Annotated in this window: 22 protein-coding genes; 16 read left to right on the forward strand and 6 right to left on the reverse strand. The window is 69.4% G+C overall.

Going from position 1 to position 26,525, the window contains the following annotated elements:
* The first annotated feature begins 158 nt into the window (after positions 1-158).
* A complete protein-coding gene (locus ABEA62_RS00785) occupies positions 159-3,806 on the forward strand; it encodes an endo-1,4-beta-xylanase (protein WP_286215785.1) in 3,648 nt (1,215 codons plus the stop codon).
* Between the two features lie 67 nt (positions 3,807-3,873).
* On the opposite strand, the gene ABEA62_RS00790 is transcribed toward ABEA62_RS00785, so the two are convergent.
* Both ABEA62_RS00790 and ABEA62_RS00795 read right to left on the reverse strand, forming a co-directional pair.
* Positions 3,874-5,595: a DEDD exonuclease domain-containing protein gene (locus ABEA62_RS00790; RefSeq protein ID WP_345378024.1), complete on the reverse strand. Its 1,722-nt coding sequence runs from the start codon at positions 5,593-5,595 to the stop codon at positions 3,874-3,876.
* A 400-nt stretch (positions 5,596-5,995) separates the two neighbouring features.
* Positions 5,996-7,789, reverse strand: coding sequence for an AMP-dependent synthetase/ligase (locus ABEA62_RS00795; protein WP_286215789.1), 1,794 nt, complete (start codon positions 7,787-7,789; stop codon positions 5,996-5,998).
* Positions 7,790-7,873: 84 nt separating this feature from the next.
* Between ABEA62_RS00795 and ABEA62_RS00800 the strand changes: the two genes are divergently transcribed.
* From ABEA62_RS00800 to ABEA62_RS00815, 4 genes are all read left to right on the forward strand, one after another.
* Positions 7,874-8,836, forward strand: a complete 963-nt coding sequence (locus ABEA62_RS00800) for an ROK family glucokinase (RefSeq protein WP_286215790.1) — start codon at positions 7,874-7,876, stop codon at positions 8,834-8,836.
* A gap of 7 nt (positions 8,837-8,843) precedes the next feature.
* On the forward strand, positions 8,844-9,557 hold the full coding sequence (locus ABEA62_RS00805) for a lysophospholipid acyltransferase family protein (RefSeq protein WP_286215791.1): 714 nt from the start codon (positions 8,844-8,846) through the stop codon (positions 9,555-9,557).
* An 83-nt stretch (positions 9,558-9,640) separates the two neighbouring features.
* On the forward strand, positions 9,641-10,840 hold the full coding sequence (locus ABEA62_RS00810) for a pyrophosphate--fructose-6-phosphate 1-phosphotransferase (RefSeq protein ID WP_345378029.1): 1,200 nt from the start codon (positions 9,641-9,643) through the stop codon (positions 10,838-10,840).
* Positions 10,841-10,845: 5 nt separating this feature from the next.
* The gene (locus tag ABEA62_RS00815; protein ID WP_345378031.1) at positions 10,846-12,216 is read left to right on the forward strand and encodes a class II 3-deoxy-7-phosphoheptulonate synthase; all 1,371 of its coding nucleotides are present in this window, start codon (positions 10,846-10,848) and stop codon (positions 12,214-12,216) included.
* A gap of 94 nt (positions 12,217-12,310) precedes the next feature.
* Here ABEA62_RS00815 and pknB read toward each other — a convergent pair whose 3' ends face one another.
* Complete coding sequence (gene pknB / locus ABEA62_RS00820) at positions 12,311-14,266, reverse strand: Stk1 family PASTA domain-containing Ser/Thr kinase (RefSeq protein ID WP_345378033.1); 1,956 nt, start codon at positions 14,264-14,266, stop codon at positions 12,311-12,313.
* Between the two features lie 65 nt (positions 14,267-14,331).
* Positions 14,332-15,669 (reverse strand): LysM peptidoglycan-binding domain-containing protein, encoded by a 1,338-nt coding sequence (locus ABEA62_RS00825; protein WP_345378035.1) that lies wholly within the window; start codon positions 15,667-15,669, stop codon positions 14,332-14,334.
* A 150-nt stretch (positions 15,670-15,819) separates the two neighbouring features.
* Here ABEA62_RS00825 and ABEA62_RS00830 point away from each other — a divergent pair, with 150 nt between their 5' ends.
* The gene (locus ABEA62_RS00830; RefSeq protein WP_286215795.1) at positions 15,820-16,170 is read left to right on the forward strand and encodes an Rv2175c family DNA-binding protein; all 351 of its coding nucleotides are present in this window, start codon (positions 15,820-15,822) and stop codon (positions 16,168-16,170) included.
* A 15-nt stretch (positions 16,171-16,185) separates the two neighbouring features.
* Here the strand turns inward: ABEA62_RS00830 and ABEA62_RS00835 are convergent, their stop codons facing one another.
* Complete coding sequence (locus ABEA62_RS00835) at positions 16,186-17,235, reverse strand: polyprenyl synthetase family protein (RefSeq protein ID WP_286215797.1); 1,050 nt, start codon at positions 17,233-17,235, stop codon at positions 16,186-16,188.
* Between the two features lie 121 nt (positions 17,236-17,356).
* On the opposite strand from ABEA62_RS00835, the gene ABEA62_RS00840 reads away from it, so the two are divergent.
* From ABEA62_RS00840 to ABEA62_RS00880, 9 genes are all read left to right on the forward strand, one after another.
* Positions 17,357-18,343, forward strand: a complete 987-nt coding sequence (locus tag ABEA62_RS00840) for a DUF4192 family protein (protein WP_286215798.1) — start codon at positions 17,357-17,359, stop codon at positions 18,341-18,343.
* Between the two features lie 109 nt (positions 18,344-18,452).
* Positions 18,453-19,907: an RNA polymerase sigma factor gene (locus ABEA62_RS00845; RefSeq protein ID WP_425557935.1), complete on the forward strand. Its 1,455-nt coding sequence runs from the start codon at positions 18,453-18,455 to the stop codon at positions 19,905-19,907.
* Positions 19,908-20,020: 113 nt separating this feature from the next.
* Complete coding sequence (locus ABEA62_RS00850) at positions 20,021-20,917, forward strand: tyrosine-type recombinase/integrase (protein WP_345378039.1); 897 nt, start codon at positions 20,021-20,023, stop codon at positions 20,915-20,917.
* Positions 20,918-21,787: 870 nt separating this feature from the next.
* Positions 21,788-22,999, forward strand: a complete 1,212-nt coding sequence (locus ABEA62_RS00855; protein WP_345378041.1) for a DUF3631 domain-containing protein — start codon at positions 21,788-21,790, stop codon at positions 22,997-22,999.
* 686 nt (positions 23,000-23,685) lie between these two features.
* The gene (locus ABEA62_RS00860; RefSeq protein ID WP_345378044.1) at positions 23,686-23,931 is read left to right on the forward strand and encodes a hypothetical protein; all 246 of its coding nucleotides are present in this window, start codon (positions 23,686-23,688) and stop codon (positions 23,929-23,931) included.
* A 2-nt stretch (positions 23,932-23,933) separates the two neighbouring features.
* Positions 23,934-24,689: a hypothetical protein gene (locus ABEA62_RS00865; RefSeq protein WP_286215804.1), complete on the forward strand. Its 756-nt coding sequence runs from the start codon at positions 23,934-23,936 to the stop codon at positions 24,687-24,689.
* Positions 24,690-24,880: 191 nt separating this feature from the next.
* Positions 24,881-25,270: a hypothetical protein gene (locus tag ABEA62_RS00870; protein ID WP_286215805.1), complete on the forward strand. Its 390-nt coding sequence runs from the start codon at positions 24,881-24,883 to the stop codon at positions 25,268-25,270.
* A complete protein-coding gene (locus ABEA62_RS00875; protein ID WP_345378047.1) occupies positions 25,270-25,506 on the forward strand; it encodes a hypothetical protein in 237 nt (78 codons plus the stop codon). The genes ABEA62_RS00870 and ABEA62_RS00875 overlap by 1 nt, the downstream gene beginning before the upstream one ends.
* Complete coding sequence (locus tag ABEA62_RS00880; protein ID WP_345378049.1) at positions 25,503-25,766, forward strand: hypothetical protein; 264 nt, start codon at positions 25,503-25,505, stop codon at positions 25,764-25,766. Before ABEA62_RS00875 ends, ABEA62_RS00880 begins: the two co-directional genes overlap by 4 nt.
* Here the strand turns inward: ABEA62_RS00880 and ABEA62_RS00885 are convergent.
* A complete protein-coding gene (locus ABEA62_RS00885; RefSeq protein ID WP_286215808.1) occupies positions 25,763-26,161 on the reverse strand; it encodes a hypothetical protein in 399 nt (132 codons plus the stop codon). The two genes, ABEA62_RS00880 and ABEA62_RS00885, sit on opposite strands and share 4 nt — an antisense overlap.
* Before the next feature lie 77 nt (positions 26,162-26,238).
* Between ABEA62_RS00885 and ABEA62_RS00890 the strand changes: the two genes are divergently transcribed.
* The gene (locus tag ABEA62_RS00890; protein WP_286215809.1) at positions 26,239-26,445 is read left to right on the forward strand and encodes a hypothetical protein; all 207 of its coding nucleotides are present in this window, start codon (positions 26,239-26,241) and stop codon (positions 26,443-26,445) included.
* Positions 26,446-26,525 lie beyond the last annotated feature (80 nt).

A 26,525-nucleotide genomic window follows, 5' to 3' on the forward strand; every position in this document is an offset into this window, starting at 1 on the left:
TGCCGGCTCCCCGTCACATGCTTGACGCCCGCCGCGGTCGGGGGATAGCGTCAGCGACATCGTTATCGATAACGATATCGATGTAAGACCGCCGTCCCCTCCGCGCGCAAGGAAGCTCGGCCCAGGGGGACGGCGACCCGTCGCGTAAAGGAGCGCACGTGCATCGTCTTCATGCCATCCGACCATCCGCCGCGATAGCGGCCCTCTCCCTCTTGGTGACCCTCGCCGTGACAGCGTCGCCGCTGTCCGTGGCGCAGGCGGCCACCACCACCGTGTCCTCCGTCGACTTCGAGGACGGCACCACCGGAACGTGGACGCAGTCCGGCGGTGACGGCTCGACCCTCTCGGTGATCGACGACGACACCAAGGTGGCGTCGATCGCCCGCACGGCCGACTACGTGGGCCTCGAGAGCCCCACGGGCATCTTCGAGCCCGACACGACCTACACGCTGTCGATGCGCATGCGTCTCGCCGAGGGCACGCCTGGCACGACCTCGGCTCGGTTCGTGATGAAGCCCGACTACACCTGGATCGGCAACACCTCTGGAGTGTCCGCGGAGGCATGGACGACCGTGACGGGCCAGTTCACGGTTCCCGCGGGTGCGGATCCAGCGACGCTGAGCGCCTACATCGGCACCGGCAATCTCTCCGGCGGCGCGACCGCATACACGTACCTTGTCGACGACATCCTCGTCACCACGACGGAGGACACCGGCGACGGGATCACCGTGGTGCTGTCGACCGGCTTCGAGGACGGCCTCGATGGCTGGATCGCGCGTGAGGTCGAGGCCGGCAGCCACAGCGTGGCGACGACCACCGACGACGCCCACGAGGGCGTGCAGTCGGCGGCGGTGACCGCGCGCACGAGCCAGGGCTCGGGAATCGGCTTCCCGATCACGGACGAGCTCACCGCTGGGGTCACGTACGACGTCACCGCGTGGGTGAGGTTCGGCGAGGGTCAAACGACCGACGACATCGTCCTCTCGCTTGCCCGCACCACGGACGGCACGACGTCCTACGACAACCTGCTCACCTTCACCGGCGTCTCCAACTCCGGGTGGACCGAGGTCTCGGGGAGCTTCACGCCCTCGAGCTTCGACACCGCCCTGCTCTACTTCGAGACGGCCTGGGACGGAGGGGCGACGGGCAACACGTCGGACTTCTACGTCGATGACATCGAGGTCCGCACGGCGGCTCCGGCCCTGATCCAGGACCTCACGCCGATCAAGGACACCGTCCCGTTCCCGATGGGTGTCGCGATCGACAGCCGCGAGACCGTGGGTGCGTCCGCCGAGCTCACGCTCCGTCACTTCGGCCAGATCACGGCCGAGAACTACATGAAGCCGGAGGCCTGGTACAACGCCGCGGGCGAGTGGTCCCCGAACGCATCCGAGATCGGCGCGGTCATGGACTTCGCGCGAGACAACGGCCTGGACGTCTACGGACACGTGCTCGTGTGGCACAGCCAGACCCCTGCGTTCTTCTTCCAGCACGAGGACGGCACGCCGCTGACCACCTCGGAGGAGGACAAGCAGATCCTGCGCGACCGCATGCGCGAGCACATCTTCAACGTGGCCGAGTACCTCTCGACCGGGTGGGGAGAGTTCGGTGGCGACAACCCGGTGACCGCGTTCGACGTGGTCAACGAGGTCATCGATGACAGCGCCGCGTACGCGGACGGCATGCGCCGCTCGGAGTGGTACCGGATCCTGGGCGAGGAGTTTGTCGACCTGGCCTTCCAGTACGCCGACGAGGCGTTCAACGAGACCTATGCGGACGCGTCCGCTGACCGTCCCGTGACGCTGTTCATCAACGACTACAACACCGAGCAGGCGGGCAAGCGTGGACGCTACCTGGCGCTGATCGACCGTCTCCTCGACCGCGGCGCGCCCGTGGATGGAATCGGCCACCAGTTCCACGTCAGCCTCGCGATGCCGGTCGAGAACCTCGAGCAGGCGATTGTCGACGCCTCGGAGCTGGGCCTCATCCAGGCCGTCACCGAGTTCGACGTGACCACCGGCGTTCCGGAGTCGCAGGCCAAGTTCATCGACCAGGGCTACTACTTCCGGGACGCGTTCGACGTGTTCAGGGCGTACGCCAGCGAGATGTTCTCGGTCACCGTGTGGGGTCTCATCGACTCCCGCTCGTGGCGGGACTCGAGTGGCGGACCGCTCGTATTCGACGATGCCCTGCAGGCCAAGTACGCCTACTACGGCATCGTGGAGCCCGACGGTTCCGAGGAGCCGCTGCCTCCGCGATCCCGGACGGCCAACGTGTTCGCCGGCGCCGTGGCGCTCGATGACTCGGCGACGTCCTCGCCGGAGTGGGACCGCCTGCCCCTGCACAGCCTTGGCTCGGCCGGCGCCTTCCAGCTCCGGTGGAGCGAGGACGCCCTCACCGCCTACGTGACGGTGGACGATGCCGTGGCCGAGGCCGCGGATGGGGTCGAGATCGAGGTCGGTTCCGCCACCTACGCGGTGGGTCGTGACGGCACGGGCGACGCGCCCGCGGTGGTCACCGAGCGTGGCGACGGCTACGACATCGTGGTCGAGGTCCCGCTCGATGGGGCCGCGATCAACGACACCCTGCAGGCCGACGTCCGCGTGGTGGACGGCAGCGAGGTGTCCGGATGGAACACGCCGGGCGCCCTCGGCACGCTCACGCTGGTCGAGGAGCTCTCGTTCGCTTCGATCCCCGAGGCGGGCGACGCGCCGGTCATCGACGGCGAGCGCGACGCGGCGTGGGACGGCGCGGCCGTCCTCACCACGGACAAGGAGGTGTCGGGCACCGGAGGTGCGATCGGCACGTTCCACACGCTGTGGCGTGACCAGACCCTGTACATGTACGCGGAGATCGCGGACCCGGTGGTGGATGTCACCGGTTCCGACCCGTGGATCCAGGACTCGGTCGAGATCTACCTCGACGCGGGCAACGCCAAGAACGGCGCGTACCGGTACGACGACACGCAGATTCGCATCAACGCGGAGAACGTCGTGTCGTTCGGCACGGGCGACGAGACGTTCCAGGCCAACCGAGTCGACTCCGCGACGAGCATCGTCGACGGCGGCTACGTGGTCGAGGTTGCGATCTCGCTCCTCGAGTACGGCGGCGAGGGCACGTTCCACGGCCTCGACGTGCAGGTGAACGATGCCGCGGCCGGGGCTCGCCAGGCGATCCGCAACTGGGCGGACCCGACCGGCGCCGGCTACCAGTCGACCGCCCGCTGGGGTGTCGCCGAGCTCGTGCCGGCGGGCATGCCCTTCTCCGATGTCGACGAGTCCCTCGAGCACTATGAGGCGATTCAGTGGATGTGGGAGAACGGTCTCACGACGGGCTTCTCGGACGGCACCTTCCGTCCGTACGCCCCGATCGGCCGCGACGCGATCGCCGCGTTCCTCTACCGCCTCGAGGCCCCCGAGGGCTACGAGGCACCCACGACCCCGGTGTTCTCCGACGTGACTCCCACGAGCACGGAGTTCTACACCGAGATCAGCTGGATGGGGGAGAGCGGCATCTCGCAGGGATTCTCCGACGGCACCTACCGTCCCCTGAGTCGCACCTCTCGCGACGCGATGGCGGCGTTCCTCTACCGTCTCGCCGAGGTCGACGGGTATGAGGCGCCGGCGACGCCGCTGTTCAGCGACGTCACCGCGTCCGGCTCGGAGTTCTACACCGAGATCAGCTGGCTCGCGGAGGCAGGCATCAGCACCGGCTGGTCGGACGGCACGTTCCGGCCGCTGCGGCCGGTGACGCGCGACGCCTTCGCGGCATTCCTCTACCGCTACATGGAAGGAGGCGATTCCTGAACTGACTTCTCCTCCTTAAGACGGCGCGCCGCCATCCCCACCGCCTGGGGGTGGCGGCGCGCTTCCGTCACGTGCGGCGCAGGACGCCCGTCACGGTCCGGTCCGCGCGCCGCGCGTCGACCCAGCGTGCGTGACGGCCCGCGCCGTCGACGGGGCTCGACCACTCGCCGTCGACGTAGAGCAGGCGCGTGCCGGGGGTCTCGATCCACCGCGACACGAGCTCGCGCTCCTCGACCAGGACCGGTGAGTCGACACCGAGGTCGGACGTCAGGGCGCGAAGGCGGTCTGCCGCCTCCCACACGCCGGCCCGCACGCGCTCCGAACCCACGAGCGCTCCACGGCGCACGGCGACCACGTCCCACCATTCGCCGTCGGGGCGCACCGCGACGATCGAACACCGCGCGAGCGAGCCGAGCCGCTGCGCGCGCATCGCGCCGTCGACCACCGCGCTCACCCCGTCCCTCAGCTCGGCCGCGCGCTCGTAGTCAAGGCCGGCGGCATGATCGGCAATCTGGCGCTCGACCACCGAGACCACGGTCGTGGGGTCCCTCTCGAGGGCTTCGCGAGCCGCGCGGGCCGTGGCGTCGTAGCCCGAGTCGGCCCCCCGCACGCACGGGGCGGCGCAGGCGCCGAGGTCCTTGAGCAGGCACGCGCGCGCGGAGGCGCGCGGGGTGATCGGCAGCCTCGTGGTGCAGGTCCGCACGCCGATCGCCCCTTGCAGCACCTCGATCGCCAGGCGTGCGTCGGTGGCGGATCTCATGGGCCCGAGCGCTCCTGACGGCCCCTCGACCCCGCGTGTCACGCTCAGCCGCGGGTAGCGCTCCTCGGTGAGTCGCACCCACGAGGTGCGCTCGGGTCGCGCCGATCGCCGGTTGTAGCGGGGCCGATGCTCGGCGATGAGTCGCACCTCGCGCACGTTCGCCTCGAGTTCGGTCGCGCAGACGATCGTGTCGACGCCGACCGCGAGCTCGAGCATGTCGCGCACCGAGCGGCGCTGTTCTCCCGTGGTGAAGTAGGACTTGACGCGTGCGCGCAGGTTCTTGGAGGTGCCCACGTAGAGGCGCTCGCCGCGCGGCCCGCGGAAGGTGTAGACGCCGGGCTTGCTGGGCACCGCCGCCGCCATCGCCGACTTCTTGCGGATGCGCTCGGGCATCGGATTGCGCAGCGACTCGAGGTCCTCGCGGTGCGTGATGCCGAACGCGGCCACCCGCTCGAGCATCCTGTGCAGGATCTCCGAGGTCGCTCGCGCGTCCTCGAGGGCCCTGTGGTTGGGCTCGACGGCGGTGCCGAACACGCGCGCCAGCGTCGACAGCTTCTTATTGGGCGCCTCTTCCTTGGTGGTCGCGCGGCGGGCGAGCGTCACGGTGTCGACCACCTGGTTGCCCGGCCACCGGTATCCGTGCGCGCGGCACGCGGCGCGCAGGAAGCCGGTGTCGAACGGGGCATTGTGGGCCACGAGCACCGCGTCCCCGAGGAACTCGAGGAACGCGGGAAGGACGGCCTCGATGCGCGGGGCCGCGCTCACCATGACATCCGTGATGCCGGTGAGCGCCACGATCATGGGCGGAATGGGCGCACCCGGATCGACGAGAGTCTGGAACTCGCCGATCACCTCACCGCCGCGCGTCTTGACCGCGCCGATCTCGGTGATCGCGGCGGCTCCGGGCGACGTGCCGGTGGTCTCGAGGTCGACCACCACGAAGGTGGTCTGCGACAGGGGCTCGCCGATGTCCTCGAAGGACCGCTGCGTGGGCAACAGCTCCTCGATCGAGGCGGGGGGCGACGTCATGCGATGACGGTACGTCAGCGCTCAGACATCACCGCGCATCGTCCTCTCACCAGGCCGTACAGCGTGATGTCAGACCCTCTCCCTAGCGTGGCAAGCACGGTGACCGCATGGTCTCCGCCGGAGCTGCGCACGAGCGCCACGCACCGGCACGAGGTGAAGGGAGTGCAGCCATGCTGATCGACTGTGGAACGTGCGAGATGCGCGGACGCGAGTGCGGGGACTGTGTGGTGTCGTTTCTCACGATCGAGGTGCGGCCGAGCGACCGGTCGAGCGTCGAGCTTGATGCCGACCAGTCGAGCGCGCTGTCTGCCTTGGCGGAGGGAGGGCTCGTTCCTCCTCTGCGTCTGGTGCAGCCACCGCGCGCGAGCTGACCTGAGACGCACGGACCGGGGAAGCGCTCCTACTGAGCGCCCTCGGTGTAGAGCGCCTCGACGTCATCCGCGAAGTCACGGAGCACCTGACCGCGCTTGAGCTTGAGCGAGGGCGTGAGGTAGCCGTTGTCGACGGTGAAGTCGTCGGCGAGGATCTCCCAGCGCCGGATCGACTCGGCGCGCGACACCGCGCGGTTGGCGCGCGCGACCGCCTTCTCGAGGTGCTCGCGCACCACGGGGTGCGCGGCCGCCTCTGCCACGGTCATCGCCGGCAGGCCCTTGCCCGACAACCAGGCAGGAAGCGCCTCGGCATCGAGCGTGAGCAGAGCGCCGATGAACGGCTTGCCGTCTCCCACGACGACGCACTGGCTGATGAGCGCATAACTACGGAGCCGGTCCTCGAGCACCGCAGGAGCGACGTTCTTGCCGCCGGCGGTGACGATGATCTCCTTCTTGCGGCCCGTGATGTACAGGTAGCCCTCGTCGTCCTGGTGGCCGATGTCTCCGGTGTGGAACCACCCGTCGACGATCGCCTCCGCCGTGGCCTCGGCGTTGTGGTGATAGCCGGCGAACAGCATGTCGCCGCGCATGAGGATCTCGCCGTCGTCGGCGATCCGCACCTCGAAGCCGGGCAGGGCTGCGCCCACCGAGCCGATCTTCGACAGGCGGGTGCGGTTGACGTGCGACGCGGCCGTCACCTCGGTCAGCCCGTATCCCTCAAGGACCTGGAGTCCCAGTCCGTTGTAGAAGTGGCCGAGTCGCTCACCGAGCGGCGCCGACCCCGAGATCGCGTGGCGCGCACGGCCGCCCAGCACCTCGCGAATCTTGGACAGCACGAGCCGGTCGGCGACCGCGTGGCGCGCCTTGAGCGCGAGGGAGGGCCCGGTGGGAGTCGCGAGCGCGCGCGAGAAGTCGATCGACTGCTTCGCTGCCCACCGGAAGATCTTCACCTTGCCGCCCGCGGCGGCCTTCTGCTCGGCGGAGTTGTAGACCTTTTCGAAGACCCGCGGCACCGCGAGGATGAGCGTGGGCTTGAAGGACGCGAAGTACGGCACCAGCTTCTTGGCGTCGGGGCAGTACCCGATCACGGTCCCCGAGGCCAGTAGCGCGACCTCCACCAGCCGCGCAAGCGAGTGCGCGAGCGTGAGGAACAGCACCGTGCTCGCGCCCTCCCCGAAGAGCACGTCGTGGAGCTCGTCCTGAATGCCGTAGGTGTGTCGCACGAAGTTGAAGTGCGTGAGCGTCACGCCCTTGGGGCGGCCGGTGGTGCCCGACGTGTAGATGATGGTGGCCGGGCTGTCCAGCGTCGCGAGCGCCGCCCGCTGCTCGACCACGGAGTCGGGGATGCCCACGCCGGCGTCCCTGAGGTCGTCCAGCGCGCCCTCGTCGATCACGAGGATGTCGCGCACCGGGCTCTCGGAATCGCCCGCGACCGTGCGCGCCAGCTCGGCATGCGCCGCAGTCTCGACCACGAGCAGAGAGATCTCGGCGTCGGAGGTGATCCAGTCGATCTGCGCGCTCGACGAGGTGTCGTAGATCGGCACCGGCAGCGCCCCGACCGTCCAGATCGCGACGTCGAGGATGCTCCACTCGATGCGCGTGCGGGCCATGAGCCCCACGCTCTGACCCGGCTCGACGCCGCGCGCGATGAGGCCCTTGGCGACCGCGGTGACCCGCGCCTGGGCCTCGGCTCCCGTGACGTCGTGCCACCGGTCCTCGGAGTCGGCGTAGCGCATGACCACCGCGTCGGCGTGGCGGCGCCACGACTCGGCGATGAGTGCTGCGATGTTCGGCGCGTAGTCCGCGCGCGCGGGCTGGCTCATGAGGCGTGACTCCAGTGACAGTAGGTGGGACCCTCACAAGATAGCCTTGACGAAGTCCCAGGGAAGTGGAAGGCGACACACAGCATGCATGCAATCGGCGTAGACATCGGCGGCACCAAGATCGCGGTCGGTGTGGTGGACGAGGACGGCAGGATCGTCGCGAAGACCAAGCGCAAGACCAAGCCGCAGGACCCGGCGGGCATCGATGCCGCAATCGCCGATGCCGTGGCCGAGCTCGCGGTCGATCACGAGTTTCACTCGGTGGGCCTCGCGGCCGCCGGCTTCGTGTCCTCCGACCAGGAGCACGTCCTGTTCGCTCCCAACATCGCGTGGCGCGACTATCCGCTCGCGGCCAACGTGCGCGCGCTGCTGGGTCGCGATGATGTCGCGGTGGTCGTGGAAAACGATGCGAACGCGGCCGGGTGGGCGGAATTCGCCTTCGGCGCCGCGCGCGACGTGCAGCACATGGTGCTGCTCACGATCGGCACCGGTCTGGGTGCGGCGATGGTGGTCGACGGCAAGCTCGTGCGCGGCGCGTACGGCTTCGCCGCCGAGCTCGGCCACCTGCGCGTGGTGCCCGGCGGGCACTCGTGCGGCTGCGGACTGCGCGGCTGCTGGGAGCAGTACGCGTCGGGTTCCGCGCTGACGCGCGAGGCGCGCCGCGCCGCTATCGAGCGTCCCGTGCGTGCCGCCGCGCTCCTCGAGCTCGCCGGCGGCGACCCGTCCGCGATCACCGGCCCGCAGGTGACCCAGGTCGCCGTCGCGGGCGACGACCTCGGCATCGAGCTGCTCGCGGAGCTCGGGCGTTGGATCGGCGAGGGCTGTGCCTCGCTCGCCGCGGCGCTCGACCCCGAGCTCTTCGTGATCGGCGGCGGCGTCATCGCGGCCGGCGACCTCCTGCTTGGCTCGGCACGCCACGCCTTCGAGGAGAACCTGCCCGCGCGTGGACACCGTCCGATCGTGCCGATCGTGCCCGCGCAGATGGGCAATGACGCGGGAATCGTGGGTGCGGCCGACCTCGCACGCATCGCCTCCGCCCGCCGGTGAGGAACACATGAGCGACACGTACTACCGACTCTTTAAGCACGTCCTGCTCGGCCCGCCGCTCAAGGCGATCTATAAGCCGTGGGTCGAGGGTGCGGAGAACGTTCCCGAGACGGGAGGCGCGATCCTCGCGTCGAACCATCTGTCGTTCTCCGACTCGGTGTGGCTTCCGCTCGTCATCTCGCGCAAGGTGGTCTTCCTGGGCAAGGAGGAGTACTTCACCGGCAAGGGGCCCAAGGGCTTCGCGACGCGCGCCTTCATGGAGGGCGTGGGCACGATTCCGGTCCACCGCGGAGGCGGGCGCGCGTCCGAGGCCGCGCTGCGGACAGGGCTTCAGGTGCTGCAGGGCGGCGAGCTGCTGGGGATCTACCCCGAGGGCACGCGCAGCCCCGATGGCCGCCTCTATCGTGGCAAGTCCGGCGCGGCGCGACTCGCGATCGAGTCGGGCGCTCCCGTCATTCCCGTCGCCATGATCGACACGCACATCGCCCAGCCGATCGGCCAGAAGGTGCCGTCGCGCCACCCGATCGGCGCCCGCATCGGCGCCCCGATCAGCCTCGCGGAGTTCCAGGGACGCCAGTCCGACCGTGCCGCCCTGCGCGAGGCAACGGACCGCATCATGCAGGCGATCAGGGAGCTGTCGGGCCAGGAGTATGTCGACCGCGACGCCGCCATCGTCAAGCGCGAGCTTGCCAAGCAGGCCCGCGAGGAGGCGGGGGAGTAGGTCCCCCGTCCCGGTCTCGCGCGCGTGTGCGCGCACCTAGAATGAGCCAAGAAATCCGCACGTTACCCATCGAAAGGTTCGTCATGTCGGTTCGCCGTGTTGCCCTTCTGACCGCGGGTGGCTTCGCCCCCTGCCTGTCGTCCGCCGTGGGCGGCCTCATCGAGCGCTACACCGAGATCGCTCCCGAGGTCGAGATCATCGCGTATGAGCACGGCTACTGGGGCCTGCTGCTCGGCAAGAAGATCGTCATCGACGACGAGGTGCGCGCAAAGGCCGGACTGCTCCACGAGTTCGGCGGCTCGCCGATCGGCAACTCGCGCGTCAAGCTCACCAACGTGGCGGACTGCGTCAAGCGCGGACTGGTCCAGGAGGGTCAGGACCCGCTGCAGGTGGCCGCCGACCAGCTCAAGGCCGACGGCGTCGACGTGCTCCACACGATCGGCGGCGACGACACCAACACCACCGCAGCCGACCTCGCGGCGTACCTCGCCCAGCACGACTACGGACTGACCGTCGTGGGACTGCCCAAGACGATCGACAACGACGTGGTGCCTATCCGCCAGTCGCTCGGCGCATGGACCGCGGCCGAGGAGGCCGCCGGATTCGCCCGCAACATCATCGGCGAGCACCGCTCGGGACCGCGCATGCTGATCGTGCACGAGGTCATGGGCCGCGCGTGCGGCTGGCTCACCGCGGCCGCCGCGATGAAGTACCGCGAGGACCTCGAGACCCGTGAGTTCCTGCCCGGAATCGGCCTCAGCAAGGAGCGCTGGGACATCCACGCCGTCTACGTGCCCGAGGCGAAGATCGACCTCGACGCCGAGGCCGCACGCCTGCGGACCGTCATGGACGAGATCGGCAACGTCAACATCTTCCTGTCCGAGGGCGCCGGCGTGCCCGAGATCATCGCGGAGATGGAGGCCTCCGGCCAGGAGGTGCGCCGCGACCCGTTCGGTCACGTGCGTCTCGACGAGATCAACCCGGGCCAGTGGTTCGCGAAGCAGTTCGCCGAGCGCCTGGGTGCCGAGAAGGTCATGGTCCAGAAGTCGGGCTACTACTCGCGTGCCGCGGCGGCCAACGCCGAGGACCTGCGCCTCATCAAGTCGATGACGGACTACGCGGTCGAGTGCGCGCTGCGCGGCGAGGCCGGCGTGATCGGTCACGACGAGGAGGACGGCGACCGCCTCAAGGCGATCGCCTTCCCCCGCATCGCGGGCCACAAGCCGTTCGACACGACCACCGACTGGTACGTCGACACGCTCGCGGCGATCGGACAGGCCTAATCACCATGACAGAGGCTGCCCTGACGGCGGCGGGTGTGGATTCGTACCTCTCCAAGGAGGCGAAGCAGCAGCCGCAGTGGCCCGACGCCGCTGCGCTGCGCCGCACGACCGACCGTCTCACGCAGGTCCCCCCTCTGGTGTTCGCTGGCGAGGCGGACCGGCTGCGCGAGCAGCTCGCCGCCGCGTCGCGCGGCGAGGCCTTTGTGCTCCAGGGCGGCGACTGTGCCGAGATCTTTGCGGAGGCCACGGCCGACCGCATCCGCAACAAGATCAAGACCATCCTGCAGATGGCCGTGATCCTCACGTATGGCGCGTCGACTCCGGTCGTCAAGATCGGCCGCATGGCCGGTCAGTACGCGAAGCCGCGCTCGGCCGACACCGAGACGATCGGGGGCGTCACGCTGCCGGTCTACCGCGGTGACATCGTCAACTCGTCGGCCTTCACGCCCGAGTCGCGCATCCCCAACCCCGAGAGGCTGCTCGACGCGTACCACGTGTCCGCGTCGACGCTCAATCTCATCCGCGCCTTCACCCAGGGTGGATTCGCGGACCTGCGCCGCGTCCACCAGTGGAACAAGGGCTTCTCCGCGAATCCCGCGTACGCAAAGTACGAGCAGTTCGCGAAGGAGATCGACCGCGCGGTGCGCTTCATGGCGGCGGCGGGAGGGGACTTCGACGCGCTCAAGACGGTCGAGCTGTTCTCGAGCCACGAGGCGCTGCTGCTCGACTACGAGCGTGCGCTGACGCGCATCGACTCGCGATCGGGCCTCCCGTACGACTGCTCGGCCCACTTCCTGTGGATCGGGGAGCGCACGCGTCAGCTCGACGGCGCCCATGTCGAGTTCCTGTCGAAGGTGCACAACCCGCTCGCGGTGAAACTCGGCCCCACGGCGACGTCGGGCGACGCGATCGCGCTCGCCGAGCGTCTCAACCCCGACAACATCGCCGGCCGCCTCACGTTCGTGGCGCGGATGGGCGCGGGCAAGGTGCGCGACGCGCTGCCGTCGATCGTCGAGGGCGTGCGTGACGCCGGTCTCGCGGTGACGTGGCTCACGGACCCGATGCACGGCAACACGTACACGTCGGAATCGGGCTACAAGACGCGCAACTTCGACACGATTCTCGACGAGGTCACGGGCTTCTTCGAGGTGCATGAGGCGCTGGGCACCGTGCCGGGCGGCCTCCACGTCGAGCTCACCGGTGACGACGTCACCGAGGTCATCGGCGGCACCGAGAAGATCGACGACGAGGGCCTCGCGCGGCGCTACGAGACCAAGGTCGACCCGCGACTCAACCACCAGCAGTCGCTGGAGATGGCGTTCCTCGTGGCGGACCTGCTCAAGAAGCACCGTCCCGAGCGCGAAGAGATCTTCTAACCCCAGCATCGTCCCTCATGCCCCGTCCCGGTTCGCCGGGGCGGGGCATTGGCGTCCTCTCCCGCGCCGGCAGGAGAGGGGACGATGCCGTGCGTCAGTTGTAGACGAGGACGATCGAGGTGTTCTTCTCGACCTCGGCGCCAGGCACCAGCGACTGGTCGACGATCGAGTTGGGGGAACTCCACGGCCACTTCGAGTACAGCTCGACCTTGAGGCCGTCGTCCTTCGCGGCCCGCTCGGCCTCCTCGACGCCCAGACCCACGTAGTCCGAGACGGTGACGAGCGGCGGGCCCTCGGAGACCGTGATGGTGATCGCATCGGTGCGCCGGCCGTCAGCGCCCGCCTCGGGGCTCTGGAGGTAGACCTCGCCCTTGGGGGCGTCATCGGTGCGGGCGCGCTCGATCGACACGTCAAGCGCATAGCGACCGAGTTCCGCGACCGCATCGGCCTCGGACATGCCCCTGACGTCGGGGAAGGTGATGGGCTCCGGCCCACCGGAGACCTCGAGCGCGACGGGGGTGTCGTGGCGCACGGTCTCTCCCGCGGCGGGGGTCATCGAGATGACCTGACCCGCGGGGATGGTGTCGGAGTAGGTCTCGGTGATCTCGCCGAGGGGGAAGCCGAGCTCGGCGAGCGTGCTCTCGGCCTCGTCGCGCATCGCATCGACCACGTTCGGAACCTCGCTCATGCGCGGTCCCTCGGACACCGTCACCACGACAGTGCCGCCGTTCTCGATGCGTCCCTGGGCGCCGGGATCCGTGCTGATGACGATCCCCTCCGGGATCTCGTCGTCGTTCGTGTACTCGACGCTCGGGATCAGTCCCGCGCCGTCGAGCACCGTCAGCGCGTCTGCTTCCTTCTCGCCCACCACGGTGGGAACGGTCGTGTAGGCGCCGGGGCCGATCGAGTTGTACCACCACAGGCCGCCGCCGCCGAGCGCGAGGACGGCGATGAGCACCGCGGCGATCCACCAGCCCGCGCGGCGGTCGGTGCGCTGCGGCTCCTTGGCCTCGGGGTCGTCCTCGGGGATCTCCTCGAGCTGCTGGCCCACTGCGGGGAAGGGATGGCCGAGCCCGATCGGCAGCGCCACGGTCGAGCCGGCCGCGGGCGCGTCGAGCACCGCGGTGGCATCGGGATCCACGCGCGTGGGGTGGGCCCCGCTCGGAGGGTCGGCACGGCGATCCAGGGTCGGGTCGTCGAGCACCATCCTGGTCTGGCGCACGAGCTGCAGGGCGGCCGCAGCATCGGCGGGCCTGGCATCGGGGTCACGCGCGGTGAGCGACTCGACGAGCGCGTCGATCTCGGGAGGCAGCCACGGCACTACGGTCGACGGCGCGGGAATGTCCTCGTGGACGTGCTTGGTCGCGACCTGCATCGCCGTCGCGCCGGTGTGCGGTTGACGTCCGGTGACCATCTCGTAGAGCAGGACGCCCGCCGCGTACACGTCGGTGCGCGCGTCGGAGTGGCCGTTGCTGATGAGCTCGGGGCCCAGGTACGCGACCGTCCCGAGGATCGTGCCTGACGTGCTCGCGGTCACCTCGGTGACGGCGCGCGCGAGCCCGAAGTCGGCAACCCTGGGGCGCCCCTCGGGGTCGATGAGCACGTTCTCCGGCTTCACGTCCTGGTGGACCAGGCCCTGGCGGTGCGCGGAGGCCAGCGCGTCGAGCACGTGGTCGAGCGTCGTGAGCGCCTCGCCGAGCGAGAGTGTTCCCTCGTGGGTCATGCGCTCGCGCAGGTTCTCGCCCTCGACGTACTCCATCGTGAGGTACGAAACGTCGGCGTCCACTCCCTGGTCGTACACGCGGACGATGCCGGGGTGGGTGAGTCGCGCCGCGGCTTTGGCCTCGCGCCGGAACCGCGCGACGATCTCGCGCGAGTTCGGATCAATCTCGAGGTGGGGGTGCATCACCTTGAGCGCGACGTCGCGCTCAAGCCGCCGGTCGAAGGCGAGATATACGGTCGCCATGCCCCCTGCTGCCACCCGCTCGCGCACCTCGTACCGGCCGTCGATGACGCGGCCGAGGAGGGGATCGGTGAGGGTGCTGGACACGCTGCTCATTGTAGGCGCGGTGTGGTGTTGCTCAGGAGACTCGGTTGCGGCGCGGCGCGGGGATGCTAGGCGAACCGGGCCATGTGGGCGCGCACCGCGGCGACGTAGTCGACGGTGTCGTCGTAGAGGCCGTGGCGCTTCACCGCGGCCGCCCCCTGGTAGTAGCCCGCGATCGCGTGGTCGAGGCGGTCGAAGGTGCGCGTGAGCGAGCGGAGGATGAGCACGCCGGCGAGCACGTTGTCCTCGGGGTCGAGCAGGTCGATCGGGCGGCCCGCCATGTCGGAAGCCCACTCGCCCGAGCTCGGGATGACCTGCATCGCGCCGATCGCGTTCGCGGGCGAGACGGCCCGCATGTTGAAGCCCGACTCCTGGTAGGCGATCGCCTGCGCGAGGGCAGGGTCGACGCCATACGCCCGTGCGGTGTCCACAATCAACTGCTGCATCGCCGCCCGGCTGGGCACATCCGTCGCGTTGAGTGCGGCCTTGTTGACGTTGGCCGCCGCGACGACGTCCTTGGGATACGTGCGTCCCAGGAACGTGTCGCCCACGAGGCCGGTGGGAGCCCCGCTCGAGCCGGGGATCGTGAGGCGCTGGCCCACGTGAATGATCGAGGCGTTGGCGAGGGAGTTGGCCTTCGCGATCGCGGCGACAGTGGTGCCGTGTCGCTGGGCGATTGCGGACAGCGTGTCGCCCGAGCGCACGGTGTGGACGGTCGAACTCGTCGCGGTGGTCGAGGTGGTTGAGGCGGTCGAGGCCGTCGAGGCCGCGCGTGCGTCGCGCGCCGCGCCCGCCTCCGGAATCGTGAGCCGCTGGCCGATGTGAATGAGCGAGGCGTTGGCGAGGGAGTTGGCCTTCGCGATCGCGGCGACGGTGCTGCGGTAGCGCTGCGCGATGTCGGACAGCGTGTCGCCGGCAACGACGGTGTGGACGGTCGCCGACTGCGCCGCGTTCGTGCTCGCCGCGGCACCTGCCTCGCCTCCGGGCAGGGTGAGGCGCTGGCCGACGCGAATGATCGACGGGTCCGCGATGCCGTTGGCGCGAGCGATTGCCGCGACGGTGGTGCCGTATCGCAGTGCGATCCCGGACAGCGTCTCTCCCGACGAGACGGTGTGGCTGCCGGGGCGCGCGGCCGTGGACGACTCCTTGGACGGGATGACGACCGTGGTGCCGGCGTAGAGCGTCGCGCGCGAGTCGAGGTTGTTGGCCGCGACGATCGCGTCGACCGTCGATCCGTACCGCTGCGCGAGTCGCGACGCGGTGTCGCCCGGCTCCACGCGGTGCGACTGGTCTGCCTGAGCGGGCACCGCTGCGGCGACGCCGAAGGCGGTGGCGAGCGCGGCGGCCGCCGCGAGGCGTCCCGCGGGTCGGGTCATCCTGGTCGCTGCCGGGGTCATGCGTGGCATGCGCGCCTCCGTGGGGTGTCGGTTCCGAATGGGAGATCGGAAGTGAAGGATGTGACAGATGTGACACAAGTGACGGTATCTCGGCGCGGGCGTGGTGACAAGGGCACGGGCAGTGGCAAGGAGGAAGCCGGCCCTCAGTACCCTGGAGCCATGACTGACGACTCCGCGTGGCTCTCCGTTCCCGACTTCGCCGAACAGCTGGGCACCACGGCCAGCAAGGTGCGCGAAATGGTGCGCGAGGGCGAGTTGCTCTCGGTCCGCCGCGGCGAACGCCAGACCGTGCAGATCCCCGCCGGCTTCATCGTCGACGGAGAGGAGGGTCCCACGGTCCTTCCCACGCTGCGGGGCACCCTCACCTTGCTGCGCGACGCGGGCTTCGGCGACGGCGAGGCCGCGGACTGGCTGATGTCGGACGAGCCCGAGCTGGGCATGTCTCCGCTCGCCGCCTTGCGTGAGGGTCGCCGCGCCCATGTGCGCCGCATCGCTCAGGCGATGCTCTAGCCGAGGGCGGGACCTTTACGCGACGCGGTCGACCGCCGCGTCGACCAGGTCGAGCACGGCCACCGGCCGCGCGAGCGCGTCACGGAGGCCCGTCCGCGCCGCGGCGGCATGAGCCGCGATCTCGGCCTCGACGAACGCATAGGCGCCCGAGGCTTCGATCGCGGTGATCGCCGCCTCGATGTCGCTCGCCGTGGCGTCCGCGCGGCCGAGCACGCTCAGTACGGCCTCGCGCTGCGCATCGTCGCCTCGCGTGGCCGCGTGCCACACGAGCAGGGTGCGCTTGCCCTCGCGCAGGTCGTCGCCGACGGGCTTGCCGGTGACCGCGGGGGATCCCGCAACACCCAGGATGTCGTCGCGGAGCTGGAACGCCACCCCGAGCGGAACCCCCGCCTCCCGCACTGCCGCGACGATGTCGGGGTCGGCTCCCGCCGCGGCGGCACCGAGCGCGAGCGGGAACTCGGCCGTATAGGACGCCGTCTTGGCGCGCATCGTGGCGCGAATGTCGCCCTCGAGGCCCGGCAGGGCGGCGAGCGGTGACACCGCGACACGCATGTCGAGGTGCTGGCCGGCGGTGACCAGCACCGCCATCTCGTCGAAGAGGTCGGCAACCACGTCGCCGACGCGGCGCGCGGCGAGTGTCGCGCCGCGCTGAGCGGCGACGAGCGCGACATCGCCCGAAAGGATCGCGCCGGACCGTCCGTAGGCCGCGGGGTCGCCGTGCCACCCCGCGTCGCGGTGGAGCGCCTCGAAGGCGCGGTGAGCGGAGGGCCGCCCGCGACGGGTGTCCGAGCCGTCGAGGACATCGTCGTGAATGAGGGCCGCCGTCTGGAAGAGCTCGACGGCCGCGGCGAGCTCGATGGCAGCGTCGCGATCCACCCCTCCACACGCCTCGAAGGCCGCGAGCAGGAGCCGCCCGCGGAAGGCCTTGCCGCCCTCGGCCGAGCGGGTGAGGCGATCCGCAATCTCCGCCGCCGCCGGTCCCGCGGGGGCCATCGCCGTCTCCGCCCACGTCAGGGCGCGCGCGACGCGGTCGTTGATCTCGTGTCGGGGGTCCTCAGCCGTCATGGGCCCCAGCGTAGGCGCGAGGCGCCCGCACCGATGCCCCCGGCCCGCACGAGCATCGTGGCTATCCCCAGATGCTGGTGGCGCGAGTGCGTCCTCGGGGACCCGGCGCGACGCTGGGGCCATGACAGTGATCACGAGCCCAGGCGACCTCGTCGCACGCGTCCCCGGATTGCTGGGCTTCGAGCCCCTCGACAGCGTCGTCGTGGTCCTGGTCCGCGTGGGCGGCACGCTGGGCACTCTCATGAGGGTCGACGCCGCGGACCTGTTGTCGGATGGCGCCGAGGAGATCTCGCGCGCGATCGCGACGGAGGCTGTGTGCGACGGCGCGCGCCGTGCCGTGGTGCTCGCGTACACGTCCGATGCCGACGTGGGCCGTCTCGCCGTGGAGCCCGTGCTCGCGGAGCTCGAGGGTGTGGTCGTGGCCGCGGACAGCTGGGTGGTCGCGCACGGACGCTACTTCTGCCCGCACTGCATCGATCCGTTGTGCTGCCCGCCCGGCGGGCGCGCGGTGCCCGCGCCGCGGAGCAGACCCCTCGCGCGCACGGCCGGCTCCGGAGGCGACGCGGGGCGTGCGAGCGCTCAGGTGCGCAAGCTGGCCTCCCGAGCCGCGACGCGGTGGGAGAGGCGACGGCTCGGCGACGAGGGCGCGTGGCGCCGCGCGTCGCTCGACCTGTGGAGGAGCGCGCTCGCGGACGGGGTGGAGGGGCCGGCGCCGCTCGGACGCCTCGCCGCAGGGCTCGCGGACGTGCGGGTGCGCGACGCCGTGCTGTTTCTGCTCATCCCCGGTGCGGAGGACGCCGCACTCGACGCCCTCGACGGGGCCGACACCGTGCGCATCGGCGCGGCACTGGGAGCGCAGATGCGGCCCACGCGCCCGCCCGACGCCGCGCGCACCGCCGGGCTGGAGGCCGTACTTGACGCCCTGCTCGACGTGGCGCCGCGACGCTTGCTCGCGCCGGTCGCGGCGACTCGCGGCGTGATCGCGTGGTGGACGGATCAGGCCGCGGCCGCCGGCGCGTGGTGCGCCATCGCGCTCCAGCACGACCCCGCGTATAGGCTCGCCCTTCTCACCCTCGCGCTCGTGGCAAGCGATTCTCAGGAGCGGTGACGCGAGTCGCGGAACGTTTCCGGCGATGGGGGCGTTACAATCTAATGGATTTGCGCGAGGCGATCAGCGGGCCTCACCATCCACTCCGTGACAGGTCGAGAGGGAAGCCGTGTCGCCAGATCAGCCGGGCACCGCCCACGGCACAGCCGGGGACGGACAGTCGCGTCAGACCCGACGCTCGGCTGGCGCACCTCCCCTCACGTCCGACGCTTCGTTGCCGCATGCTGGCAGCAATACCCAGAAGGAGAAGGCCACGACTACCGCAGCCGCTTCCCAGTCCACCGGCGCCGCGAAGGCGACGCCGAAGCGCGCCGCCAAGGCCAAGTCCGACGCGGTCGAGGAGACCGCAGCCGCGCAGCCGAAGGCCCCGACCCGCAAGGCGGCGCCGCGTGCCGCCGCGAAGACCGCCGCGAAGGCGCCCACGCGCGCCGAGCTCGCCGCCGCCAAGAAGGCCGCCGACGCCGATGCCGACGCCGTCGAGGAGGTCGAGGCCGTCGACGTCGAGGCGGACGTCGAGCCCGACGCCGACCCCGCGACCGCGGGCGACGGTGCCGCCGAGCCCGCCGCCCAGGATGACGACGAGTCCGACACGCGCGGCTTCGTCATCGGGGCCACCGATGACGACGCTCCCGTCCAGCAGGTCATGACCGCAGGCGCCACCGCCGACCCGGTCAAGGACTACCTCAAGCAGATCGGAAAGGTCGCGCTCCTCAACGCCGAGCAGGAGGTCGACCTTGCCAAGCGCATCGAGGCCGGACTGTTCGCGGAGGAGACGCTCGCGTCGGGTGAGAAGCTCGCTCCCAAACTGCGCCGCGAGCTCGAGTGGATCGCCAACGACGGTCGCCACGCCAAGAACCACCTTCTTGAGGCCAACCTGCGCCTGGTCGTGTCGCTCGCCAAGCGCTACACCGGTCGCGGCATGCTCTTCCTCGACCTCATCCAGGAGGGCAACCTGGGCCTGATCCGCGCGGTCGAGAAGTTCGACTACACCAAGGGCTACAAGTTCTCGACGTACGCGACGTGGTGGATCCGCCAGGCCATCACCCGCGCGATGGCCGACCAGGCGCGCACGATTCGCATCCCCGTCCACATGGTCGAGGTCATCAACAAGCTCGCGCGTGTTCAGCGCCAGATGCTGCAGGACCTGGGCCGCGAGCCCACGCCCGAGGAGCTGGCGCGCGAGCTCGACATGACCCCCGAGAAGGTCGTCGAGGTCCAGAAGTACGGCCGCGAGCCCATCTCGCTCCACACGCCGCTTGGCGAGGACGGCGACAGCGAGTTCGGCGACCTCATCGAGGACTCCGAGGCCGTGGTCCCCGCGGACGCCGTGGGCTTCACCCTCCTCCAGGAGGAGCTGAGCAAGGTCATGGACACCCTCAGCGAGCGCGAGGCTGGCGTGGTCGGCATGCGCTTTGGTCTCACCGACGGCCAGCCCAAGACGCTCGACGAGATCGGCCGCGTGTTCGGCGTCACGCGCGAGCGCATCCGCCAGATCGAGTCGAAGACGATGTCCAAGCTGCGCCACCCGTCCCGTTCGCAGGTGCTGCGCGACTACCTGGACTAGCGGTTGTGCATCGGTCCGACTATTCAGCAGGTAAATCGCTGGATTGTCGGGCCGATGTCAGCACCATACACCCGCACAGCGCTTCTAGTCCAGATATTCGATAGACTGGCCTCGTGCCTACTGACATCGAATACAGCGCCCTGCTCGAGTCGTGGGTGCTCGCACTGCGCGCCGAACGCAAGTCGCCGGCGACAATCAAGTCCTATACGGATGGCGTTCGTGGGCTCTTTGCCTGGTGCGATGAACAAGGCGCGGCGCGGGAGCCGACGCGCGCGAGCGTGAACGGGTACATCGCGGCCCTGCTCGACAGTGGGAAGCAACCTGCCACCGCGCGGTCACGCCAACTCGGCATCCGGCGGTTCACTCGATGGCTAGCCGACGAGGGCGAGATTGAGGCGGATCCGCTCGTGGGACTTAAGCCGCCCAAGCTCGACGCGCCCATCGTTGAGCCGCTGAGCGATGCCGAGCTCAAAGCGCTTATTCAGGCGTGCGCTGGCAAGGAGTTCCGCGACATTCGCGACACCGCGATCGTGCGCCTCATGGCTGAGACGGGGATCCGAGCGGGGGAGTGCGCCGTGATCGCCCTCGACGATCTGGACCTCATGGCGGGCACTGTAGTTGTCCGGAGAGGCAAGGGGGGCAAGGGCCGCGTGGTGCCCATCGGCCCGCAAACAGTCCAGGCACTCGACCGCTACCGTCGACGCCGTGCAGGTCACGCGCTAGCGGGCTTGCCGAGCCTCTGGCTAGGGGAGCGGAAGCGCGGCTTCACCTATGACGCACTTCACAAGGCGCTCGAGGGGCGGGCGAAGGCCGCTGGGATTGCAGGCTTCCACCCCCACAAGTTGCGTCACACGGCCGCCCATCGCTGGCTCGCGGCGGGTGGCTCTGAGGGTGGACTCATGGCGGTGGCCGGATGGACGCGCCCTGACATGCTCCAGCGTTACACGAAGGCGCGTGCTGCCGAACGGGCGGCAGTGGAGTCGCGCTCGCTGAACCTGGGTGACATCTAGGTTGGTGAGCGCTGTGGGTCGCGGTTTGCATAGCGCTCAGTTGTCTGCGAACATGGAAATACAAGAGGTTGAGTTGATGCTCAACCGACCAGAACATCGACGACACCTAGTCCGATGGACCGGAGTTACATCGCGCAATGCGATTGCCGGATAAAGAGGTTCTAGGCCCCCGATGGGACAGCCTTCTGCAAGGCCCGCAATGGGCTACGTAGGAATGCTGGACCGGGGCGGTTGAAGTAGGCGCAAGGCCCAAACACCGAGTTCACAGAACGAGCAAGAGGCTCGTAACTGTGTGCTCGGTGTTCGTGTATCCGAGAGGAATCACGATGGCCTTGCAAGCCGAGCGACGCCTTGCCGCTCAGATCGCCGCCCACGAGTCTTGGGCAACCACTGCCGACCGCTCCCGACGTACGGCGCCCGCGCGTGCCGCTCTTATGCGGAAGTTTGAGGATCAGGTCGATCCGGACCGCTCTCTCAGCCCTGACGAGCGCGCACGACGCGCCGAGCACGCTAGGAAGGCATACTTTGCCCGCTTGGCGCTCAAGTCCGCGAAGGCCCGCGCGGCTCGCCTGATCGTGGCAGAGGGCGACGCTGCCGCGGTCGAGCTCGCCGCACTCGGGAGCGCTGATGCCCGGTGAATCGCGTCCCCCTCGACCCCTCTCGGGGTGCCATCGCCATCAGCGGCATGCTTGCCCGTGGCGAGCGCCTACCTGAGCCGCCTCCCTCCGTGCCGTGCCTCGACTGCGACGCCCCGGCACCCCGCAACACACGCCGATGCGACCGCTGCCTCGATGCGCTACTCGAAGGACTGAAGCGCCGCCAGGAGGCTGCACGGCGATGCATGCCTCTCGAGCACTTCGGTGGTGTCGCGTGAGCGCCGCGTGGCTCGACCTCCCGCCCCGGGCGGTGAGCGTTGACGGAGTTGACGGTTCGGACGGTCTGGGCGGTTCGGACGGGACCCCCCTTGACGTTCTGTCGCGAACCGTCCGATGGCTCGCGCGGTACATCCGCACGACATCCGACTACGACATCGAACTACTCGCCCTGTGGGTCCTCCACACTCACGTGGTCGACAAGGTTTACACGACGCCCCGCCTGCTCATCGATTCGCCGATGCCAGGCTCAGGCAAGACCACCGTGCTCGAGCACATCCAGCGCCTTGGATTCCGGCCCATGCAGGCCGCGAGCCTGTCCTCACCCGCATTGCTCGCCAGGGTCATCGATCAGGGTGTGCGGACCATCTGCATTGACGAGTGCGACCGCAACCTCGACCCGAAGCGGGAAGGCGTCGGAGAGCTCGTGGCCGTCATCAACTCGGGATACAAGCGCGGCGCGACACGTCCCGTCCTTGTGCAGGTGCGGGGCAGTGAGTGGGAGGTGTCTGAGATGAGCACGTTCGCGCCTATCGCGATGGCGGGCAATCAGCCCGATCTCCCCGACGACACACGCTCAAGGACACTGCGCGTGTTGCTCATGCCCGATCTTGACGGCACCGTTGAGGAATCCGACTGGGAGCAGATCGAGCCGAATGCCGCGGATCTGAAGGCACTCATCGAGGAATGGGCGGCGAACTACGGCGAGGCCGTTGCGGGCGCATCAGGCGAGTTGCCTGGCGAGGTGAAGGGCCGCGCGCGCGAGCGCTGGAAGCCACTCAAGAAGGTTGCACAGGCGGTTGGCTACGGCTGGCCCGAGAAGGTCGACGAGCTCGCCATGCGGGACCTCGAGCGCGAGTCCCTCGAGCGCGAGGACGGCGCAGTGCGCGACAAGCCCGCCATCGTCGCACTCAAGGACGTCATGACAGTTTGGCCCGAGGGCCGCGAGCACCTGACATCGGAAACCCTGGTCCGCTTCCTGATCGCCGAGAGCCCCGAACAGTGGGGCGCGACAAGTTCCTACGGACGCGCACTCACTCCGCAACGGCTCGGGCGCATGCTCTCGAGCAACTTCGGAATCCACACAGGCAAGACCTCAACCGGCGAGCGCGTCTACTTCCATGCCGCGTTCCTGACGGTGTGGGGCCGCCTCGGAGTGAAACCGCCCAGAGCGTCAACTCCGTCAACTCCGTCAGGGGGCACGGCATGAGCTCCCCGTCAGCCGCCAGTCCCTCGACATTGACCCACCAGTGCGCACCGATTGCGCCGCGACCGAAGGAGATCCGCTCGTGACGAAGAACAGGGATAGCGGGCCGAACTGGCCCACGAAGGCGCGTCGTGAGCTTAGGCGTCGACGTCGCAAGGGTGCTGCAACGCAGCCGGGACGATCCTTCGCGGAAGGCCTGGCACGTGACCTTATCGCGCTACAGGTCAGCCGCGGGATGCTCACCAAGCCGCCGACCCGCCCACTGGACAAGGTGAGTGCAGTCCACATCCGGGAGACGCACGGCCTGTTCGGCACGGCGCGCGTGGCAACACATGGCGGCAATGTCCGTGTCGCGTGGCGTCCCTCGGGGTGGTCGTGCACGGCGTGTGGGCCGCAGAGCATCCCCGGCTGCCCACACACCAAGGCTGTCGCTCGCACGCCTGCATGGCGAGCAGTCAGCGCGGGAGAGCAGGCGCCCGCATGATGCCCGCCGCCACCCGGATCCGGACCAGCGGGCGTGACCTGGTTGCGTTCGTAACCATCCCCGGCGAAGACGAAGTGCGTGTGCGGTGGACCCCGCCGGCGAACTTTCGATGCGACATCCACGGCCCCTCACCAGTCGCCGACTGCCCACACGCGGCAGCGGTGCGCAACTCACCCCAATACCTCTACGACACGGAGCCCCACGAATGACCGACCAACTCACCAGGGCCGACCTCGACGGCATGACACCCGAGCAGATCACCGACGCGCTCGACGCCGGACGCCTCGCGGTCACCCTCGGGCAGTACGCGCCCGACGAGGCCCCCCTCATCGACCGTGCCCGACACGGAGCGATCACCCGCGCCGACATTGCAGACCTGGCCCGACTGGGCCGACACGACCTGATCGCGGCAGCCGTCGACGATCGCCGCATCACCACCAAGGAGAACTGACCATGGCCGAAACCACCCGCCGCAGCCTCAAGCACTTCCAGCGTGACCACCGCGTGTCCGAGCCTCGCCTCATCGCAGGCACCTCGGGACTGCCTCCCCGCGAGCTGTACCTCGACCACCCCGACGCCCTGGCACGCCACGACGCCTACACGGCCACCCTCGAGCGCATGGCACAGCGAGGCCGCGAACGTGCCGCCCTGCGCGCTAAGGCCGAGAATGCAGCCGCCGAGTATCGGGCCGCACGACACGCAGCCGCCGACGCTGGCGAGGACCCTGGCAAGGTCGTCGACAAGTCCCCGAAGATCGTCGAGCAGATCGCACAGGTGCAGGCCGCCTACGACGACGACGCACGCCAGCTCGAGCGTCAGGGTCGAGCCCTCGCCGCCGCCATGCAGGACGTCGCCATTCCCGTGGCCCTCGCATCCGAGAACCTGGCACGCGAGGCCGTCACCCGTGCCCGCGATGCCTACGAAGCCCTGACACTCGCCGAGGCCGACTACCGCGAGCATGCAGGAACCGCGCTCACCATGCGCCGCCTCGCCCTGTACGGCGGCACCATCCCGAACCTGCGCACCGCAGGCAAGGGACTACCGGGCTTCGCTGTCGCAGCAGTCGACTTCGACGCCGCCGCAGCACTGCCCGACCAGATCGCCACCGAGGCCCACGCCGTCGAGGCATGGCGCACCGAGCAGGAGCAGGCCCGAGTAGCCAACACCACCGGAGCGCGAGTGCGTGCCGAGGACTTCACCACCGCGTGAGCCACGCCGCGCGCTCGTGTCAACAACGGCGCGAGCGCGCGGCCCCGCCACGAAGGCAAAGGCTCAGGTAAAGGAGCCGTCAAGGGGTGGGGACAGGCCCGTCGAGCCCTTCCCGTGCTTGACCGCCGGAGAGGAGGGAAGAGTTGGCAACGGTAAATGATGCTCAGTTTTCGCCACCGAAAGGTAAAGGAATGACCGACGTAGAGACCCCTGATGGCCTCGGTTCGCGGGGTGCGAGGTTCTGGACCGCGACCCTCGAGGCGTATGAGCTGTCCGACTCAGAGACGCCACTGTTGCTTGAGGCGTGCAGGACCCTCGACAACCTCGACGCGCTCGCCCAGGCTGTCGCCGACCACGGCGCCATGACCGTAGGAAGCATGGGACAGCCCGTCGTGAACCCTGCACTCACCGAGGCGCGAGGCCAGCGGATCGTGTTGCACCGGCTACTCGCAGCGCTGGCACTCCCTGATGAGGATGGCGAAGCAATCCCCACTGGCGCACAGCAGCGCGGCAAGGCGTCAGCGGCGAAGCGCTGGGCTGGACACACGTCCGAGCGTGCCCTCAAGGCGGTGGGGAAATAATGGCCCGCGCACGCCGCACCACGACCCCCACAGCCGACGACATGCCTGCCAGCCTGCGTGAGTACCACCCGGGCGACTGGCCCCCGCCTCTCGAGCGCGTCGAGCCGATGGCCGCTACTTGGGGTCGTGCCCGCATGGCCGCCATCGTGTCCCGGTCGCTGTGGAGTGCCGCACGACGCGCGTGGCTTCACTCGCGTGGACTGCGCACCGTTCGCGACCTCGAGGGTGGTGCGTGATGGCCCGCGTTCGCCGTGCAGCATTCGACCCCACAGGGCTTCCTCCCGAGGTCGCCGCTGGCCCCACGCATCCGGCATGGGGCGGCACGGGTGATCCCGACGACCATGGCGCGCGCTCGAGGTGGCAAGACGCGGGCCGCGAATGGTCCCGCGCCGCACTGGGCAACCTCAACGGCTGGATGACGCTTCTCCCGCGCGACGTCCGCCTCGAGCAGTCTGCGCGTGGACGTGCGAGGCGCATGGGAGCGCTCGAGGACTAGTAGCAGCTCGCGAGCTGCATCCATTCGTCGATGTACCCCATCAGGTCGGCGTTGTTGTGCCCCGTGCGATCCATCGTGATGCCGTTGTTTGCATCTGCGGTGTCGAACTCGGCTTGCAGCCCCGCGCAGTCGGCGTCAGCGCCCATCGCGTCGATGCGCTCCCGCACACTTGTGTCGTAGTCCTCCCACGGCACGTCAGCCGAGGGCGCGGTGGGCTCGGGGTCAGCAATACCCGTCTCGACCGTGGCGGGCGTCGTATTGGCCGTGGTCGACTGCGGATCGCTTCCGCCCGTGATCGCGTCCGTGAACCACCAGATGCCTGCCACGAACAGCCCGATGATCAGGAATCCCGGCAGGCACCCGATCCGCGTTTGTCGACGTGAAGACCTTGCCATCATTGCCCCCTCAGATGCGTTGGTTCACACCATATGCCCACGCCCCTCCTGTCAGCCGTCGCCGCGACCATTCGGTCATGCCAGGTGAACAACTACTCCTGTACGCCGCCGCTCGAGCCGGCCGCACCGCGATCCTCGAGACCGCATCGGGCCGCATCGTCGCATGGGTCGAGGTACTGCCCGACGGGATGCTCCGGGCGCGCCGTCGGTCCTGGAGGTCCGATCCTGTCGAGACGGTGCCGCAAGCGATCAGGGCCGCCGCCGTGATGCCGCAGTGGGGTTGAGTGCTCAAACGCAGACCCCAGGGATCCCGCGTGTTCGCAATGACGTTGGTCCGGAGTAACCTGCACTGCATGGCTGGGGG

It is taken from the genome of Demequina sediminis, from assembly GCF_039545075.1.
GTDB lineage: Bacteria > Actinomycetota > Actinomycetes > Actinomycetales > Demequinaceae > Demequina > Demequina sediminis.

Coding starts and splice junctions, on each gene's coding strand:
- ABEA62_RS00870 (WP_286215805.1), top strand. CDS start 24,881: ATGACCGACGTAGAGACCCCTGATGGCCTCGGTTCGCGGGGTGCGAGG.
- ABEA62_RS00810 (WP_345378029.1), top strand. CDS start 9,641: ATGTCGGTTCGCCGTGTTGCCCTTCTGACCGCGGGTGGCTTCGCCCCC.
- ABEA62_RS00865 (WP_286215804.1), top strand. CDS start 23,934: ATGGCCGAAACCACCCGCCGCAGCCTCAAGCACTTCCAGCGTGACCAC.
- ABEA62_RS00835 (WP_286215797.1), bottom strand. CDS start 17,235: ATGACGGCTGAGGACCCCCGACACGAGATCAACGACCGCGTCGCGCGC.
- ABEA62_RS00800 (WP_286215790.1), top strand. CDS start 7,874: ATGCATGCAATCGGCGTAGACATCGGCGGCACCAAGATCGCGGTCGGT.
- ABEA62_RS00790 (WP_345378024.1), bottom strand. CDS start 5,595: ATGACGTCGCCCCCCGCCTCGATCGAGGAGCTGTTGCCCACGCAGCGG.
- ABEA62_RS00875 (WP_345378047.1), top strand. CDS start 25,270: ATGGCCCGCGCACGCCGCACCACGACCCCCACAGCCGACGACATGCCT.
- ABEA62_RS00825 (WP_345378035.1), bottom strand. CDS start 15,669: ATGCCACGCATGACCCCGGCAGCGACCAGGATGACCCGACCCGCGGGA.
- ABEA62_RS00885 (WP_286215808.1), bottom strand. CDS start 26,161: ATGGCAAGGTCTTCACGTCGACAAACGCGGATCGGGTGCCTGCCGGGA.
- ABEA62_RS00860 (WP_345378044.1), top strand. CDS start 23,686: ATGACCGACCAACTCACCAGGGCCGACCTCGACGGCATGACACCCGAG.
- ABEA62_RS00890 (WP_286215809.1), top strand. CDS start 26,239: ATGCCAGGTGAACAACTACTCCTGTACGCCGCCGCTCGAGCCGGCCGC.
- ABEA62_RS00815 (WP_345378031.1), top strand. CDS start 10,846: ATGACAGAGGCTGCCCTGACGGCGGCGGGTGTGGATTCGTACCTCTCC.
- ABEA62_RS00830 (WP_286215795.1), top strand. CDS start 15,820: ATGACTGACGACTCCGCGTGGCTCTCCGTTCCCGACTTCGCCGAACAG.
- ABEA62_RS00795 (WP_286215789.1), bottom strand. CDS start 7,789: ATGAGCCAGCCCGCGCGCGCGGACTACGCGCCGAACATCGCAGCACTC.
- ABEA62_RS00805 (WP_286215791.1), top strand. CDS start 8,844: ATGAGCGACACGTACTACCGACTCTTTAAGCACGTCCTGCTCGGCCCG.
- ABEA62_RS00840 (WP_286215798.1), top strand. CDS start 17,357: ATGACAGTGATCACGAGCCCAGGCGACCTCGTCGCACGCGTCCCCGGA.